The organism is Aeromonas sp. S19(2024) (genome assembly GCF_041402625.1).
Taxonomy (GTDB): domain Bacteria; phylum Pseudomonadota; class Gammaproteobacteria; order Enterobacterales; family Aeromonadaceae; genus Aeromonas; species Aeromonas caviae.
Genome location: NZ_JBGLQU010000003.1, coordinates 321,953 through 336,616 on the forward strand (window position 1 = coordinate 321,953; position 14,664 = coordinate 336,616).

The window sequence follows — 14,664 nt, forward strand, 5'->3', positions numbered from 1 at the left end:
AAGAGAAAGAACGGGCAAGAGAGATGGGCTTTTGCCTCCTCGTCCTGAGGAGACAAAATGCGGGGGTGTCATTCTAGCCTGAAAAACCGCCAACGGGGAAGGTCGGCGGCAGATTTGTAGCCGGGATCAGGCGTCTTCGTGATCGCTGATCAGCAGGTTGGCCGCGGCATAGGCCGCCTGCTCGCGCAGATCCGCCGGTACCCGCTCGTCGGAGGCCACGGCGTTGAGCGCCCGTATGCTGGCGGCGATGGCCTGGGGCACATAACCCTGCTCACCGGAGCCAATCTGGTTGTAGGCGATGCGAATGGCTTCACAGCATTGATATACCTGCATTTTTGTTTCCTCGTTCAGTCTGGATTGATTGGGGTCACTATAGCGATCGCGCTTCTCCTTGTCAGCCGGCACCCTTGTCTTGCAAGGTGGCCGGGGGTAACCTGCCGACAATTCTCACAGCCTGGAGAGACTCATGTTCACCGGCATCGTACAAGGGACCGCCGAACTGGTGGCCATCGATTCACTGCCCAATTTTCGCACCCACGTGATCCGCATGCCGAGCCCGGCCTGGGGCGAGGGGCTGGCCCTGGGGGCCTCGGTGGCCCACAACGGCTGCTGCCTGACCGTCACCCGGGTGGAGGGGGATCTGGTCAGCTTCGATCTGATGCAGGAGACTCTGCGCCTCACCAACCTCGGGCAACTGGTGGTGGGGGACAAGGTCAACGTGGAGCGGGCCGCCCGCTTTGGGGACGAGATTGGCGGCCATGCCATGTCCGGCCACATCATGGGGACGGCCGAGGTGACCTCGGTCATCGACACCCCCAACAACCGCCAGGTGTGGTATCGCCTCGATCCTGCGCTGATGAAGTACGTGCTGACCAAGGGCTACATCGGCATCGACGGCATCAGCCTCACCGTGGGCGAGGTGCGCGCCAGCGAGTTCTGCGTCAACTTGATCCCCGAGACCCTGGCCCGCACCAATCTGGGCTGGGTCAAGGCCGGCTGGCGGACCAACATCGAGATAGACCCCCAGACCCAGGCCATCGTCGACACGGTGGAGCGGGTGCTGGCGGCGCGCCAGTAACCACCTGAGCGCTGCCCCCAGGGTTTGAAGAGGAGGGCGGCATCACGGGAAAGGCGCCCTCTTGTGGAAGAGGCGCCGCCCCAGAGCCTTGGAGACTTCTCTATGTTTGTCGTGACATTGACTTATGTGAAACCGCTGGCGGAGATCGATGCCCTGATCCCGGCCCACATTGCGTGGCTGGAGCGGCAGTATGCCGCAGGCCATTTTCTGGCGTCCGGGCGTCGGGTACCCCGAGTCGGGGGCGTCATACTGGCGCAGGGAGTGAGCCGAGACGCCCTGGAGGCGATGCTGGCAGAGGATCCCTTCAAGCAGGCAGAGGCGGCCGATTATCAGGTGGTGGAGTTTGTTCCGACCATGACGTCGGCGAAGGCGGCGTGCTTGAGGGAGGCGTGATCCAGCCTGACGATGGCACCAGAACAAACGGGACCCACAGGGTCCCGTTTGTTTTTGTCTGTGTCTGGACAGGGGAATTCAGAACAGCTGCTCGTCGTCGGCATCCACGAAGAGTTGCAGGCAGTCGCGGGCTTCATCCCGGTGCAGCCGCAGGTGGATGGGGTTGCAGCAGGCCATGCAATCTTCGTAGAACTCCTGATCCCCCTGGCTGGCATCCAGCTCGACCCGGGTGTGGTGGCCGCAGTGGGGGCAGACGATACGCTTGCTGGTGTATTCGATCATGGTGACCTCCTCGGGCCCGTGGGCCGTCTCTGTGCTCCTGCTGATTCTAGTCGCCACAGGGCGGCGCAACCGCGAGCAAGCGCACGTTTATGAGCGGGCTCAAGGGAGGCTGGAGGTCAGTCCGTGTTGCCTACTTGACCCAGCCGGCCAGCATCTCTGCGTTCAGCTCGGCAAGAGAGCGCAGCTCGTGGTTGGCGATGACCAGACGGGGATCGCCGACCAGTGCCGGGTCCGGCACGATCAGCGCCGTCATGGAGGCTGCCTTGGCTGCCAGCAGGCCGGTGAAGCTGTCCTCGATGGCGAGACAGTGCACAGGCTCGACGCCGAGCTTCTCGGCGGCGTGGATATAGACATCCGGGTGGGGTTTGCCAAAGCGCTCCACCTCGGCGGAGTGGACCGCCATGAAACGGTCCTGGATGCCGAGTTTGCCGAGCACCGCCTCGACCATGGCAAACGGTGAGGAGGTGGCGAGCCCGATCTTGAGCCCTTGGGCCTCGATGAGGTCGAGGGCTTCCAGCACCCCGGCCTTGGGCTGTCCCTCTTGCAGGATGAGCGCGATCACCTGATCCAGGATGCGCTGTACTACCTCTTCCTGGCTGGGGCTGCTCCAGGGGCGGATCCGGTACCAGTGGGCCACCAGCTGATCGATGCGCACCCCTATGGTGGAGTTGCAGTCCTCCTCGGTGTGGAAGTGGCCCAGTTCGGCGAAGACGGCCATCTGTGCCCGTTGCCAGAAGGGTTCCGAGTCGATCAGAACACCATCCATATCGAAGATCACGGCAGTTAACATCTTGTACTCCTGACATAGGTGAAGGGGGGATTATAAGCCTGGTGCTTCAATGGGAAAGGGGCAGTCACCTGCCCCTTGCGCCGGATCACGCAGATAAACGTTTGTTTTTGCGTGGTAAAGCGGATTGCCTAGAACAGTACTTCTACCCGGGCTGCCACCGTTTTGGCCTGCTCCACGGCTTCCTGGCAATCCTGCCCACGGGCGAGCGCCACCCCGAGGCGACGACGACCGGCGATCTCCGGCTTGCCAAAGAGACGCAACTGGGCACCCGGCACCAGGGCCAGTGCCTCGCCAATCCCCTGATAGCGGATATCCTGGCTGTGGCCTTCCCGCAGCACCACGGCAGAGGCGCTCGGGCCGTACTGGGTGATGGTGCCGACGGGCAGCCCCAGGATGGCGCGCACGTGCAGGGCGAACTCGGAGAGATCCTGGGAGATCAGGGTCACCATGCCGGTGTCGTGGGGGCGGGGGGAGACTTCGCTGAACCACACCTCGTCGCCCCTGATGAAGAGCTCGACCCCGAACAGACCGTAGCCGCCAAGGGCTTCGACCACCTTGGCCGCCACCTCCTTGGAGCGGGCCAGGGCCAGCTCGCTCATGGCCTGGGGCTGCCAGGATTCGCGGTAGTCGCCATCCTCCTGACGATGGCCGATAGGCTCGCAGAAGTGGATGCCATCGACCGCGCGCACCGTGAGCAGGGTGATCTCGTACTCGAAAGGAACGAAGCCTTCGACAATCACCTTGCCACGACCGGCACGGCCCCCCTCCTGGGCATAGGTCCAGCTTTCATCCAGCCTGGCGAGATCGCGCAGCAGGCTCTGCCCCTTGCCGGAGGAGCTCATTACCGGTTTTACCACGCAGGGCAAGCCGATGGCCTCGACGGCGGCCACAAACTCCTCCTTGCTCTGGGCAAAGCGGTAGGCAGAGGTGGGCAGCCCCAGGGTTTCGGCGGCGAGGCGACGGATCCCCTCCCGGTTCATGGTGAGCTGGGTGGCGCGGGCATTGGGCACCACCTTGACCCCTTCCTGCTCGAGGGCGGCCAGGGTGTCGGTGGCGATGGCTTCAATCTCGGGGATGATGAGGTCGGGCTTGACCTCGGCCACCAGGGCGCGCAGGGCGGCACCATCCAGCATGTCCAGCACGCGGGCCTGGTGGGCCACCTGCATGGCGGGGGCGTCGGCATAGCGGTCGGCGGCGATCACCTCGATACCGAGCCGCTGCAGCTCGATGGCGACCTCCTTGCCGAGTTCGCCTGATCCCAGCAGCAGGGCGCGGGTCGCAGTGGGGCGGGTGGCGGTTCCAAACATCTGATCTCTCCTGAGGTCGGTGGTCAGCAGAGCTGATCCGGGTGAGCAAAAAAAGAGGCACGCATGGCGTACCTCAGGAAGTGGGTGGGTGGGCGCGCTGCTCCAGATGGGTGAGCAGGGTGATGGCGCCGATGATGATGGCCGCCCCCAGCCACAAGCGACCGGGGGGCGCCCAGCCAAATACCAGCCAGCCGGCCAGCACGTTCATGGGCAGCTTGGCAAAATCAAAAGGTTGCACGAAGGAGGCCTCCGCCACGCTGTAGGCGCGGGCGATGGACATCTGGGCCAGTGCCGACAGTACGCCCGAGGCGGCCACCAGCAGCCACTGGGTTTCGCTTGGCCACTGCCATTCAGGGATCGCCAGCATGGCGTTGAACGGGGTGCTGAAGACGAGCAGGTAGACGACGATGGTGTGGGACGACTCGCTGGCCGCCTGATAGCGCACCAGCAAGGAGTAGCCGGCCCAGAAGAGGGCGGCCGCCACCGGCAGCAGGGAGGCCAGGGTGAAGTCGTCGGTCCAGGGGGCCAGGATCAGCATGGCGCCCACAAACCCCGTCAGGGTCGCGAGAATGCGGGCCCGGCTCACTTGCTCTTTGAGAAAGAGGGCTGATCCCAGGGTGGCAAACAGGGGGGAGGTCATCAAGAGCGCGATCCCCTGCCAGATGGGGACGGGGACCGCCAGGGCCCAGAGCCAGAACTGGATGCCGGTCACCGCCAGGGCGACCCGCAGCAGGTGCAGGCGCAGCTGGTTCGTCATCAGGGACTGGCGCAGACCGTGGTGCACCAGCCAGGGCAGCAGGCAGACCAGGGCGATCAGATATTGGTGAAAGGCGACCTGGGTCGAGGGGAGGCCGAGCGTGAAGCTGACATACTGGCTCAGGCTGTTGACGGCGGCGAAGCAGAGGCCTGCCACCATCATCCAGACGGCGCCGGCAAAGGGGGAGTGCCTGCGGGAGGAGGTCATGAGATCCGGATCACGTACAAAAAGTGCGGCGGATCATAACGGCAATCGTTTGTCATGCCAAGGGTGCGGAGTTTGATGAGCCCCTCTCTGCCGAGGAAATGCACAGACATCAAATTTTTTGAATGACTTGAGCATCTATTTTCGCTATCAGGCTTTAATGCCAGTCTTTATAGTGACCTCCATCGACAGCCTGGCTGTTCAATTGACAATCAAATGGAGTTTCACCATGGCCAATATCCTCGTTCTGAAGTCCAGCATCCTGGGCCAGTATTCCCAATCCAACGCCCTGATCGACGGCTACCTGGCCGAGCGCCAGGGTGACACCATCCAGGTACGCGATCTGGCGACCCTGAACCTGCCGGTGCTGGACGGCGAGCTGGCTATGGGCCTGCGTGGTGGCGAGAACCTGAACGAGCGTCAGCAAGCGGTGCTGGCCCAGTCCGACGAGCTGGTCGCCGAGCTCAAGGCGAGCGATCTGGTGATCATCGCGGCCCCCATGTACAACTTCAACATCCCGACCCAGCTGAAAAACTGGATCGATCTGGTGGCCCGTGCCGGCGTGACCTTCCGTTACACCGAGACCGGTCCGGTCGGCCTGGTAGAGAACACTCGCGCCCTGGTGGTCAGCCCCCGTGGCGGCATGCACGTGGGCAATGCCACCGACCTGGTGACCCCCTACATGCGTACCGTGCTGGGCTTCATCGGCATCACCGAAGTGGACTTCATCTATGCCGAAGGCATGGGCATGGGTCCGGAGGCGCAAGCCAAGGGGATCGAGCAGGCCAAGGAGCAGCTGGAAACCCTGGCTTACTGATGCGACTCGGGGCCTTGGCCCCCAGTATCCTGAAACAACAACGCAGCCTTCGGGCTGCGTTGTTGTTTTTGCGCAGGCATCACGCTCTGGCGTCGTTATTCACGTAGGAAGTGGCGGCAGCCGCTGCCGACCATCAGAAAGACCGCCACCAGGGAGGCCAGCAGCAGGGTGGTGAGCCACTGCTCGGCGCTGCTGGGGACCTGGGGGAGGAAGAGGCTGATCACCAGCAATGTGCAGAGGGTGATCAGGCTGGTTGGTCGAATGAGGCGCATCATGGGTCATCCTTGGCTGCGGGTGGTGAACAAGAGGCTAACCGCGGTCTGTGACAACAAGATGTATCCATACCTCTTGCGAACATCAACTGACCGGGTAGCCACCACCTTAGCAGCTTTTGCCGACGGAGCCAGCGGCATGGGTCGGGTTGTGATCCGGATCCCTATCTGAACTGCTTCTGATCTTCCTGATAGTGGAAATCGCCGCTGGCCAGCCTGGCGACCAGGGCCTCCTTGTCGAGATCCTGCGCCCGGCAAAGATCATCGAGATCCTCGTAGTGATCACGCAGCTGCATGTTGACCAGGCTCAGCAGCATGTTGACATCCATGGTGGCAAAGTTGTTCAGCTTCATGAGGGTTGCTCGTTGTCCAGCAGGTGAAGTTGTTCGATGGCATCGCTGACGCTCTGCAGGTGCAGGCGAATGCTCTGGCGCGCCTCGGCCGGCAGATAGTCGGTGAGGGTGTGCTGCCAGCTTCCCGCCTCCGTCTTGAGCTGCTGGAACAGGGTGAGCCCCGCCGGGGTGAAGGAGACCAGGCTGATGCGCTTGTCCTGCACGCTGTTCTCGGTGAACAGGATGCCTTTCTCCACCAGACGATGGATCTCGCGGGAGATCCGTACCTTGTCCATGCCGCTCGCCTCCACCAGTTCCTTCTGGCTGATGGGGTAGTGGGGGCCGAGCACCATCATCAGGCGCCACTGGGGCACGGTGAGTTGGTACCGCTGCTGATAAAACTGTTCAAAGGTATCGCGCACCATCTCAGCGGCGTGAACCAGCTGATAAGGAGGGTAGTGCGCGAGCAGCTCAATGATCTTCGACATATGACATCCTGCTGTGGCGGCTGCATCGGGTGCAGTTTCTCTTGATACTTTGGCCTTGATGATACGTAACACAGGGGCATTTGTCTGACCAGTCACCAGAAAAATGTGCGTTTGCGCACGTGTTCTGTCATCGAATCGGCAATTGGGGTCTCAACTGGCCTGCTTGCCCGCACTCTTTCGCAGCCATATCAAGGCGTTGTGGGTCAGCCAGGCCTCGCGACTCTGCAAGGCGTAGAGCGCCGCCTCGTCACGGCTGCCTCCCTGCCAGCGGCGAGGCTCCTGCTTGGGCAAGCGGCGCTGGCCCAGCAAAGTGGCGGGCACATGGGGATTGACCTCCATTGCCGCCGCCAGATGAGGGCGCGCCGCCGCTTCCCCTTCGCAGACAAAGCTCATCAAGGCCTTGTTGTAGAGCAGCCAGCAGGAGGCTTCATCAAAGCGCACCAGCAGTTGTTGCAGGGCATCCCATTCCCCTTGCCAGGCATAGAGGGTGGAGAGGGGGTGGCGGCAAGCGGGCTCGTCGGCGCGACAGAGGGCGAGCAGGGCCAGGTACTCATCCCGTGCCTGCCCAAGCTGCCCAAGTCGCAGCAGGCAATCGGCTCGACCGGCCCTGGCCGCGATCAGAGGGCGTGCCTCGGGGACCTGCCAGCCATGGCCCGCGTGGGCTTGCCAGAATGCCTCATCGAACAGGAGGTTGGCATCGGCAATGATGCGCTCGAACCAGCCAAGGCGAGCGAGGGGATCGCGGCTCCCTGCCGCCAGCTCGAACCACTGCTGCCACTGGCGAGTCTGCTCGTTGTCCAGGGACGGGCTCTCTTCAGGCTCGGCCTCGTAGTGATCCTGGCCGAGCAGGAGGTTGAGGGCCGTCTTCATCTGCTGGCGTTGACGCTTGCAAAAATCGAGGAAGGGGAGCTCGCTGGCCGCAGCCTGGTGCAGCATCATGGCCATGGGCTTGTCGCGAAACAGGCAGAGCTCGGCCACCAGGCTGAAGCGATGGCGGGTCGCCGGATCGTTCAGGTCGGTCGGCGCCAGCCAGCAGGCTACCCCCTGACTGAAGCCATAGCTCCATTGGCCCAGAGGATGGCGCTTGTCAAACACCTGCTCCGGGTTGTCGGTAGAGAGGCGACACTGGCTCGGCAGGGCTAGCTGCGCGTCGTCGGCCTGGGCTTCCAGCTCGGCGATCAGGTGATGCAGCGCCTCGGCACTCTTCTCGTCCAGCGCCGTATCATGAGGCAGCAGGCCGGCCAGCGGATCTTGCCAGTCGGGGGCTACGGGCCCCGTCAGACGGGCGCACAGGAAGCCGTGCAGGGCGGGGTAACTCATCTCCTGCTGGCTGTGGGTCTGGATCCATTGATTGAGATGACGGGTTCGAGTGGCTGGGTTCATCGACGCTTCCTCTGGATTTGACGGCCGCGAAGTCTACCTAAAAGTGGGGTTATTTGCAGCAAAGGGGGAACTGAATGCTGCTAATATCGTCAATCTGGCCGCCCGGGAGCGGGAAAAGAGGTCAGACACAGGGGGGAGGGGCTAGGTCCTGCTGCCGCTCTGGGGTAACATGCGCGCCTGCATGACATAAATCGGCCCCGTCCTCTCTCATCCGACGGAGGCGATGCACCTCTATATGACGGGTCTTCCATGAGATGGGCCCATCCGGATATTGAAAGAAGAGATCACCATGTTACAGATTGGCAAGATGAACACCCTGACCGTCGTCGAGATCGAGGAGCGCGGCGCCTGGCTGGCGGCGGGGGAATACGGCGAGCTGCTGCTGCCCAGGCGCCAGTTGCCGGAAGGCGTCGCCGAGGAGAGCGAGGTGTCCGTCTTCCTCTATCTGGATGCGGATTGCGAGCCGGTGATCACCACCGACAAGCCCTTCGCCATGGTGGGGGACATCGTCGGTCTCAAGGTGGTCAACGCCAACAAGATTGGTGCCTTCCTCGACTGGGGCATGAAAAAGGATCTCTTCGTACCAAGCCGCGAGCAGAACAAGCCGATGCAGGTGGGCCATGTCTATCTGGTGCACCTGATGCTGGACAACGAAGGGCGCATGGTCGGCACCAGCCGTCTGGAGCGCTTCCTGCGCATCGACCCTCCTTTCAAGAGCGGTGACGAGGTGACGGTGCTGCCGGGGGAGCACACCCCCCTTGGCATCAAGGCCGTGGTCAATGGCCAGTACGCCGGCATGCTGTTCAAGAACGAGGTGTTCGGCCGCGTGATGACGGGCCGACCGCTGACCGCCTGGGTCAAGCAGGTGCGCGAAGATGGCAAGCTGGACCTGACCCTGCAAAAGCCGGGGCTGGCCCGGATGGATGACGCCGGTGCGCGCATCCTGCTGCGCCTGCAAAAGCAGGGGGGCAGCCTTGCGGTGGGAGACAAGAGCGATCCTGACGTCATCTACAAGATGTTCAGCATGAGCAAGGGCACCTTCAAGAAAGCGATCGGCGGCCTCTACAAGCAGGGCAAGATCGTCATCGAGGAGCACAGCATCCGCCTCGTGGGCTCCGACACGCCGGCAGGGGACGAATAAGGTGCCGAGTCCCTGCATCGGTGACTGCCGGGCCAAGGAGGGGCTCTGTCTCGGCTGTGGCCGCACCCTGACCGAGATAGGCCAGTGGTCCGTCATGGACAGCGAGGCCCAGCTGGCCCGCATGGCCGAGCTCGATGGCTCGAAGAGCACCCATGCCTGCCCGGGCTGCGGCGAGCCGGCGTTCTGCGCCGTGTCGGCGGGGGAACCCATCGAGCGCTGCTGGTGCAGCCAGCTTCCCGCGCTGCCCATGAGCGATGCCAGCGCCTGCTGGTGTCGCCGCTGTCTGGCCAAGGCCATCGCGGCACGCCCCTGACTCGGGCATCGCAAAAAACGAAAAAGGCGCCTGGGGCGCCTTTTCTTATGCCTGTTGCTGGCGGTGCCAGCGGATATGTACGTCGTGCTCGCTCTGATCCCGTGGGAGGAGGAAGGTGGCGTAGATCACCTCGAACTCGTCCTGATGATCCAGCAAGCCGACCCAGACCTCGGCCCAACGTGCCATGTCCACCGGCTCGCCGAGTTCGGTCGACCAGTCGGCATTGGGCAGGGTTGCCTCCACCGCGCCACGTTGCTCGAACTCGAGGGTGATGTCGACGATTTGTTCGGGGGCCAGCATGTCGGCGGCCTGCTCCAGAAACTGATCATAGGCCCACTCGACCAGCTGATCCGGGCTACGTTGTTCCATGAAATCACTCCAGATACGTCCAGGTTCGCCACTTTAACAAGTATTGGGATGGGCAGCCAGCCCGGGGGCGGTGACGCCGTGCTGTCAAATGGCGGGATCAGGGGATAAGGTTAACAGAGCCGCCAGCAGGGGCGGCGTGACGGGGCGGCCTGGCAAGATGAAGCGACGACAGTACAGAAGGCAGATCAAGCGGCGGCGCGAAACCTGGTGGTGGCACTATCTGCCCCTTCATCGGGAAACCGTCGGCGGCCATCTGGGGCCCGCCTCTGATCCGCAGGATGGCGCTACTCTGTGCCGTGGACCCGGTTCAGGGTGACTTGCCCGAGTTGACCCATCTGACGACGGATCCAGGCCGAGCGCTGCTGCACATAGGGTGAGGGGGGCTTGACCCGATAACGCCAGGGGTTGGGCAGGGCGGCGGCGAGCAGGGAGGCCTCGTAGCGGGTGAGGCGTATCGCCGGCTTGCCGAAGTAGTGCCTGGCGGCCGCCTCGGCGCCATAGATGCCGGGTCCGAACTCCACGATGTTGAGATACACCTCGAGAATGCGGGACTTGTCCCAGCCCAGCTCCATCAACAGGGTGAACCAGGCCTCTATCCCCTTGCGCAGGAAGCTGCGATCGCTCCACATGAAGAGGTTCTTGGCGGTCTGCTGGCTGAGGGTGCTGGCACCGCGCACCCGCCCGCTTTGCTGGTTGTGCCTGAGGGCCGAGCTGATGGCATCCATGTCAAAACCGTGATGTTCGGCAAAGCGCTGATCCTCGGCGGCGATCACCGCCAGTTGCAGCTCCCGGGAAATCTGCTCAAGCGGCACCCAGTCGTGCTTCACCTCGGCCACCTTGGCAGGGGGAAACAGGGCGCGTTCGAGGCGCCAGGTCCACATGGGAGGGTCGATGAAGCGCAGCAGCGCGACCGAGACGATGGTGCTCGCAAAGGCGGCCAGCAGCAGCTTGCCGAGCCAGCCCAGCAGTCGCCGTCTGCGCGAAGGCCTCACGGGCTCGGGCCTGCCGTCCCAGTCATAGTGGCCAGGATCATCGGGATCCGGAATTATTGGGGCTGCCATTCGATGTGGCAGAACTTCTCGTCGACGCGGCGGGAGAGCAGCATGCGGGCAAACAGGTGCTCGTACTCTTCTTGTTCGTTGCCAAGGCCGACCCAGATCTCGGCATAGTCGGCGTCGCTCACCTCAAACCCCACGTCGGCCGCCCAGTCGTCGGCGGGATCGGTCTCCGCCAGCAGGCCGCGGTCGTTGAACTCCTGATTGAAGCGGACGATCTCCTGCTCGGGCAGGTTGTCGGAGGCCAGCTCCATGAAGAGTTCGAGGGCGGTGTCGAGCAGTTCCTCGACGCTGTGCATTTCGTCATTCAAAGACATAAAAGCCGTGTTCCAGATAAGGGGGGAGGGAAAGTCCGTCGGCAGCGCCTCGGGGTGCGCGGTATTCTAGCTGGCCCTGATGCCCTTGGCGAGATGCGGGGACGCCAGGCATTAAAAAACCGGATCCTGGGAAAGGATCCGGTCTTCATTGGGGGAAGGGGTCGCGCATGGTGCGTCAGCTCATCCCTTCTTCTGGTCGTCGGCAAAGGTGATGTTGAGCTCCAGCACCGACAACTCGTCACTCTTCTGATCAAGCTGGACGGTGATCTTGTCCGGGTCGATCTGCACGTATTTGCGGATCACGTCGAGGATGTCCTGCTTGAGCTGGGGCAGGTAATCCGGCCCCCCTCTGGATGAACGCTCGTGAGCCACGATGATCTGCAACCGCTCTTTGGCCAGTTGTGCGGTGTTCTGTTTCTTGTTGGAACGAAAATAATCCAATAATGACATGCTTAACTCCCGAACAGTCGGCTAAAGAAGCCCTTCTTCTCTTCTTCCAGAAAACGGAAATCCTTGGTGTCACCCAGCAGACGGGCGACGGCGTCCTCGTAGGCCTGACCGGCATCGGACTCCTTGTCCAGAATGACCGGCTCGCCGGAGTTGGAGGCGCGCAGCACCGCCTGGGACTCCGGGATCACCCCGAGCAGTTTGATGGCCAGGATCTCCTGTACGTCCTGCACGCTCAGCATGTCGCCGCGGTTGACGCGGGTCGGGCAGTAGCGGGTCAGCAGCAGGTGCTCCTTGATGGGATCCTCACCGCGCTCGGCACGGCGGGACTTGGAGGCCAGGATACCGAGGATGCGATCCGAGTCACGCACGGAAGAGACTTCCGGATTGGTGGTGACGATGGCTTCGTCGGCGAAATAGAGCGCCATCAGGGCACCGGATTCGATACCGGCGGGGGAGTCGCAGACGATGTAGTCAAACTGCATCTCCGCCAGCTGATCCAGGATCTTCTCCACCCCTTCACGGGTCAGGGCATCCTTGTCCCGGGTCTGGGAGGCGGGCAGGATGAACAGGTTTTCGCAACGCTTGTCCTTGATGAGGGCCTGGTTGAGGTTGGCTTCCCCGTTGATGACGTTGACGAAGTCATAGACCACGCGCCGCTCGCAACCCATGATGAGATCCAGGTTTCTCAGACCAATGTCAAAATCGATGACCACGGTCTTGTGGCCACGCTGGGCCAGACCGGTGCTCAGTGCCGCGCTGGTTGTCGTCTTGCCAACGCCACCCTTGCCCGATGTAACGACTATGATTCGCGCCATTCTCGCTTCCTTGTAACTCTATTTGATTCGGTCTATACGAAGTTGTTCATTGTCGAGCCGGATATGGACCGGCTCTTGTATCACGCCTGCAGGCAATGCATCGCTGAGCTGGAAGGTGCCCGCGATGGAGAGCAGCTCGGCCTGCAATTGCTGGCAATAAATGCGGGCCTTGGGATTGCCCTTGGCCCCTGCGATGGCTCGGCCACGCAGGGCACCATAAACATGGATGCTGTCATCGGCGATGACTTCGGCGCCAGGGCTCACCGAGCCCAGCACCACCAGCGAGGTGCCGGCTGCATAGATCTGCTGACCGGAGCGCACCGGGCCCACGTGGACCTTGCTTGCCTCCACGGGCGCTGGCACCGGGGGAACCGATGCGGCCTCCACTGGCTTGGGCTCAGGCACTGGCGGCGTCGGCTCAGGTTCTGCCTTGCGGCTCTTGCCTGACACCATGACGGCGAGGCCTGCCGCCTTGGCGGCCGTCTTCATCGCCTCGTCCCGCGCCCCCGTGATCCCGACCAGCACGAAGTCTTCCGACTCGACCAGCTCCCTGAGCTGTTCGAAATCGGGGATCGCCTCGAGGCGTTCCACATTGAGGACGAGGGGGGCACAATTAAAAAACTGGGGGGCCTGCGCGACCTTGGCCTCCAGCAGTTGTCGGATCCGGGCCGGATTGCCATCGCTGAGATGCAACACAGAAATAGTGAAGGTGGTCCCTTTCAATTCGTTATCGCGTTCAACCATGAATCTTCCCCGAACCGAGACGGTAATACGTTATTGTTATTCAATTCCTGATGTTATAGTTTGCCACCACCAGAGGCAATAAACCCGTCGGATTATATCAATTTCCATGTTGTGTGCAGTCTATAAAAGTCGCAAAAAAGCCGAGACCTATCTCTTTATTGAACGAAGAGAGGACTTTTCCCGCGTTCCCGAGGTGCTGATGAGTACCTTCGGGCATCCCGAACTGGTCCTGATGACCAAGCTGGACCCGGCCAAGCCCCTGGGGCTGGCCTCCACGGAGCGGGTGATGGCCGCCCTGAAGAGCCAGGGCTTTTATCTGCAGGTGCCACCGCCACCGGAAAACCTGCTGGAGCAGCACAAGGCGCAATTAAAGGGCGCACGATGAGGGCGGGGCGGCTGGCACTGCTGTTGTCAGGCGCCCTGTCGGGATCGCCGGTGCAGGCCGGCCCCGATTTTGACCAGTACGTGGCAAGCCTCAAAGAGCAGGCGCTGGCGGCGGGCATGTTGCCCGAGACGGTGAGTGCGGCCTTTGCGGATGTCCACCTTGTCGATGCCGCCATCAGGCACGACAAAAATCAGCCGGAATTCAAACTGACCCTGGACACATATATTCCCCGGGCGGTGCCGGAATGGAAAGTCAAGCAAGCCCAAACCTTATATCGCCAGCATTTGCCGCTGCTCACAAAAATAGGCCGGGAATATGGGGTACAGCCCCGCTTTATTGTTGCCTTGTGGGGAATTGAAACCAATTTCGGCAAAATAACCGGCCATTATCCCCTTATCTCTTCTCTCTCGACCCTGGCCTGGGACGGTCGCCGTGAAGCCTTCTTCAAAGGCGAGTTGTTCGATGCCCTGCGCATTCTGGAGCAGGGACATGTGAACCCCGCCAACTTCAAGGGATCCTGGGCGGGGGCCATGGGACAGGTGCAGTTCATGCCCTCGTCATTCCTGCGATACGCGGTGGATCAGGACGGGGACGGCAAGAAGGATCTCTGGGGCAATCTGGCGGATGTATTTGGATCGGCTGCCAATTATCTGAGCCAGAACGGCTGGCGCGAAGACCAGACCTGGGGACGGCGGGTGAGGGTGCCAGAACGCCTGGACCCCGCCTTGCTGGGGCTTGATACCCGCAAGTCCCTGGCGACCTGGCAGGCCCTCGGGGTTCGCCAGCAGGACGGCTCACCTCTGCCTGTGGTCGACATGCAGGCCTCCCTCATCCGCCCTGACGATATTCACGGGCGAAGCTACCTTGCCTATGACAATTACCGGGTACTGCGTCACTGGAATCGCTCCCCCTATTTCGTGGTGGCCGTCGGCACCCTGGCCGATCGCATCGTGAAATAGCTCTCCCCCGTTC

General features: G+C 62.2%; 22 protein-coding genes. 7 read left to right on the top strand and 15 right to left on the bottom strand.

Annotation, left to right across the window (positions count from 1 at the left end; all coding sequences use genetic code 11):
* Positions 1-126: 126 nt before the first annotated feature.
* Positions 127-333, bottom strand: coding sequence for a YaeP family protein (locus ACB037_RS08820; RefSeq protein WP_010674629.1), 207 nt, complete (start codon positions 331-333; stop codon positions 127-129).
* 133 nt (positions 334-466) lie between these two features.
* Here ACB037_RS08820 and ACB037_RS08825 point away from each other — a divergent pair, with 133 nt between their 5' ends.
* Together ACB037_RS08825 and ACB037_RS08830 are read left to right on the top strand one after the other, a co-directional pair.
* A complete protein-coding gene (locus ACB037_RS08825) occupies positions 467-1,078 on the top strand; it encodes a riboflavin synthase (RefSeq protein ID WP_039039091.1) in 612 nt (203 codons plus the stop codon).
* Positions 1,079-1,180: 102 nt separating this feature from the next.
* On the top strand, positions 1,181-1,471 hold the full coding sequence (locus ACB037_RS08830; protein WP_029314482.1) for a YciI family protein: 291 nt from the start codon (positions 1,181-1,183) through the stop codon (positions 1,469-1,471).
* 78 nt (positions 1,472-1,549) lie between these two features.
* Here ACB037_RS08830 and ACB037_RS08835 read toward each other — a convergent pair whose 3' ends face one another.
* The 4 genes from ACB037_RS08835 to ACB037_RS08850 all read right to left on the bottom strand — a co-directional run bounded on the left by ACB037_RS08835 (position 1,550) and on the right by ACB037_RS08850 (position 4,814).
* Positions 1,550-1,753 carry a CPXCG motif-containing cysteine-rich protein gene (locus ACB037_RS08835; protein WP_005336871.1) on the bottom strand — a complete coding sequence of 68 codons (204 nt, stop codon included), beginning with the start codon at positions 1,751-1,753 and terminating at the stop codon, positions 1,550-1,552.
* A 130-nt stretch (positions 1,754-1,883) separates the two neighbouring features.
* A complete protein-coding gene (gene hxpB / locus ACB037_RS08840) occupies positions 1,884-2,543 on the bottom strand; it encodes a hexitol phosphatase HxpB (protein WP_042014370.1) in 660 nt (219 codons plus the stop codon).
* A gap of 128 nt (positions 2,544-2,671) precedes the next feature.
* Positions 2,672-3,850, bottom strand: coding sequence for a formate-dependent phosphoribosylglycinamide formyltransferase (gene purT / locus ACB037_RS08845; RefSeq protein ID WP_371175217.1), 1,179 nt, complete (start codon positions 3,848-3,850; stop codon positions 2,672-2,674).
* A gap of 73 nt (positions 3,851-3,923) precedes the next feature.
* Positions 3,924-4,814 (bottom strand): DMT family transporter, encoded by an 891-nt coding sequence (locus ACB037_RS08850; RefSeq protein ID WP_371175218.1) that lies wholly within the window; start codon positions 4,812-4,814, stop codon positions 3,924-3,926.
* 226 nt (positions 4,815-5,040) lie between these two features.
* On the opposite strand from ACB037_RS08850, the gene ACB037_RS08855 reads away from it, so the two are divergent.
* Complete coding sequence (locus tag ACB037_RS08855; protein WP_010674635.1) at positions 5,041-5,628, top strand: FMN-dependent NADH-azoreductase; 588 nt, start codon at positions 5,041-5,043, stop codon at positions 5,626-5,628.
* Positions 5,629-5,723: 95 nt separating this feature from the next.
* Here the strand turns inward: ACB037_RS08855 and ACB037_RS08860 are convergent, their stop codons facing one another.
* The 4 genes from ACB037_RS08860 to ACB037_RS08875 all read right to left on the bottom strand — a co-directional run bounded on the left by ACB037_RS08860 (position 5,724) and on the right by ACB037_RS08875 (position 8,103).
* A complete protein-coding gene (locus tag ACB037_RS08860) occupies positions 5,724-5,903 on the bottom strand; it encodes a hypothetical protein (protein WP_041215220.1) in 180 nt (59 codons plus the stop codon).
* A gap of 161 nt (positions 5,904-6,064) precedes the next feature.
* Entirely contained in the window at positions 6,065-6,253 is a 189-nt protein-coding gene (locus ACB037_RS08865; RefSeq protein WP_043155974.1) for a DUF4250 domain-containing protein, read from the bottom strand.
* A complete protein-coding gene (locus ACB037_RS08870) occupies positions 6,250-6,720 on the bottom strand; it encodes a MarR family winged helix-turn-helix transcriptional regulator (RefSeq protein ID WP_010674639.1) in 471 nt (156 codons plus the stop codon). The genes ACB037_RS08865 and ACB037_RS08870 overlap by 4 nt, the downstream gene beginning before the upstream one ends.
* Before the next feature lie 150 nt (positions 6,721-6,870).
* Positions 6,871-8,103 carry a UPF0149 family protein gene (locus ACB037_RS08875; RefSeq protein ID WP_371175219.1) on the bottom strand — a complete coding sequence of 411 codons (1,233 nt, stop codon included), beginning with the start codon at positions 8,101-8,103 and terminating at the stop codon, positions 6,871-6,873.
* A gap of 271 nt (positions 8,104-8,374) precedes the next feature.
* Between ACB037_RS08875 and ACB037_RS08880 the strand changes: the two genes are divergently transcribed.
* Both ACB037_RS08880 and ACB037_RS08885 read left to right on the top strand, forming a co-directional pair.
* Entirely contained in the window at positions 8,375-9,244 is an 870-nt protein-coding gene (locus tag ACB037_RS08880; protein ID WP_042014378.1) for a S1 RNA-binding domain-containing protein, read from the top strand.
* A 1-nt stretch (position 9,245) separates the two neighbouring features.
* Positions 9,246-9,557 (top strand): DUF1289 domain-containing protein, encoded by a 312-nt coding sequence (locus tag ACB037_RS08885; RefSeq protein WP_042863822.1) that lies wholly within the window; start codon positions 9,246-9,248, stop codon positions 9,555-9,557.
* A 45-nt stretch (positions 9,558-9,602) separates the two neighbouring features.
* Here ACB037_RS08885 and ACB037_RS08890 read toward each other — a convergent pair whose 3' ends face one another.
* The 6 genes from ACB037_RS08890 to minC form a co-directional block, all read right to left on the bottom strand.
* Positions 9,603-9,926 (bottom strand): HI1450 family dsDNA-mimic protein, encoded by a 324-nt coding sequence (locus tag ACB037_RS08890; RefSeq protein WP_010674643.1) that lies wholly within the window; start codon positions 9,924-9,926, stop codon positions 9,603-9,605.
* 284 nt (positions 9,927-10,210) lie between these two features.
* Positions 10,211-10,918 carry a monofunctional biosynthetic peptidoglycan transglycosylase gene (gene mtgA, locus ACB037_RS08895; RefSeq protein ID WP_080767838.1) on the bottom strand — a complete coding sequence of 236 codons (708 nt, stop codon included), beginning with the start codon at positions 10,916-10,918 and terminating at the stop codon, positions 10,211-10,213.
* Positions 10,919-10,971: 53 nt separating this feature from the next.
* Positions 10,972-11,298, bottom strand: coding sequence for an HI1450 family dsDNA-mimic protein (locus ACB037_RS08900; protein ID WP_371175220.1), 327 nt, complete (start codon positions 11,296-11,298; stop codon positions 10,972-10,974).
* A 180-nt stretch (positions 11,299-11,478) separates the two neighbouring features.
* The gene (gene minE / locus ACB037_RS08905; protein ID WP_010674646.1) at positions 11,479-11,748 is read right to left on the bottom strand and encodes a cell division topological specificity factor MinE; all 270 of its coding nucleotides are present in this window, start codon (positions 11,746-11,748) and stop codon (positions 11,479-11,481) included.
* 2 nt (positions 11,749-11,750) lie between these two features.
* A complete protein-coding gene (gene minD, locus ACB037_RS08910; RefSeq protein WP_010674647.1) occupies positions 11,751-12,563 on the bottom strand; it encodes a septum site-determining protein MinD in 813 nt (270 codons plus the stop codon).
* 18 nt (positions 12,564-12,581) lie between these two features.
* On the bottom strand, positions 12,582-13,307 hold the full coding sequence (gene minC / locus ACB037_RS08915; RefSeq protein ID WP_151028229.1) for a septum site-determining protein MinC: 726 nt from the start codon (positions 13,305-13,307) through the stop codon (positions 12,582-12,584).
* Positions 13,308-13,413: 106 nt separating this feature from the next.
* Here minC and ACB037_RS08920 point away from each other — a divergent pair, with 106 nt between their 5' ends.
* Together ACB037_RS08920 and ACB037_RS08925 are read left to right on the top strand one after the other, a co-directional pair.
* The gene (locus ACB037_RS08920; RefSeq protein ID WP_151028228.1) at positions 13,414-13,692 is read left to right on the top strand and encodes a YcgL domain-containing protein; all 279 of its coding nucleotides are present in this window, start codon (positions 13,414-13,416) and stop codon (positions 13,690-13,692) included.
* Complete coding sequence (locus ACB037_RS08925; RefSeq protein ID WP_052816494.1) at positions 13,689-14,651, top strand: lytic transglycosylase domain-containing protein; 963 nt, start codon at positions 13,689-13,691, stop codon at positions 14,649-14,651. The genes ACB037_RS08920 and ACB037_RS08925 overlap by 4 nt, the downstream gene beginning before the upstream one ends.
* Positions 14,652-14,664 lie beyond the last annotated feature (13 nt).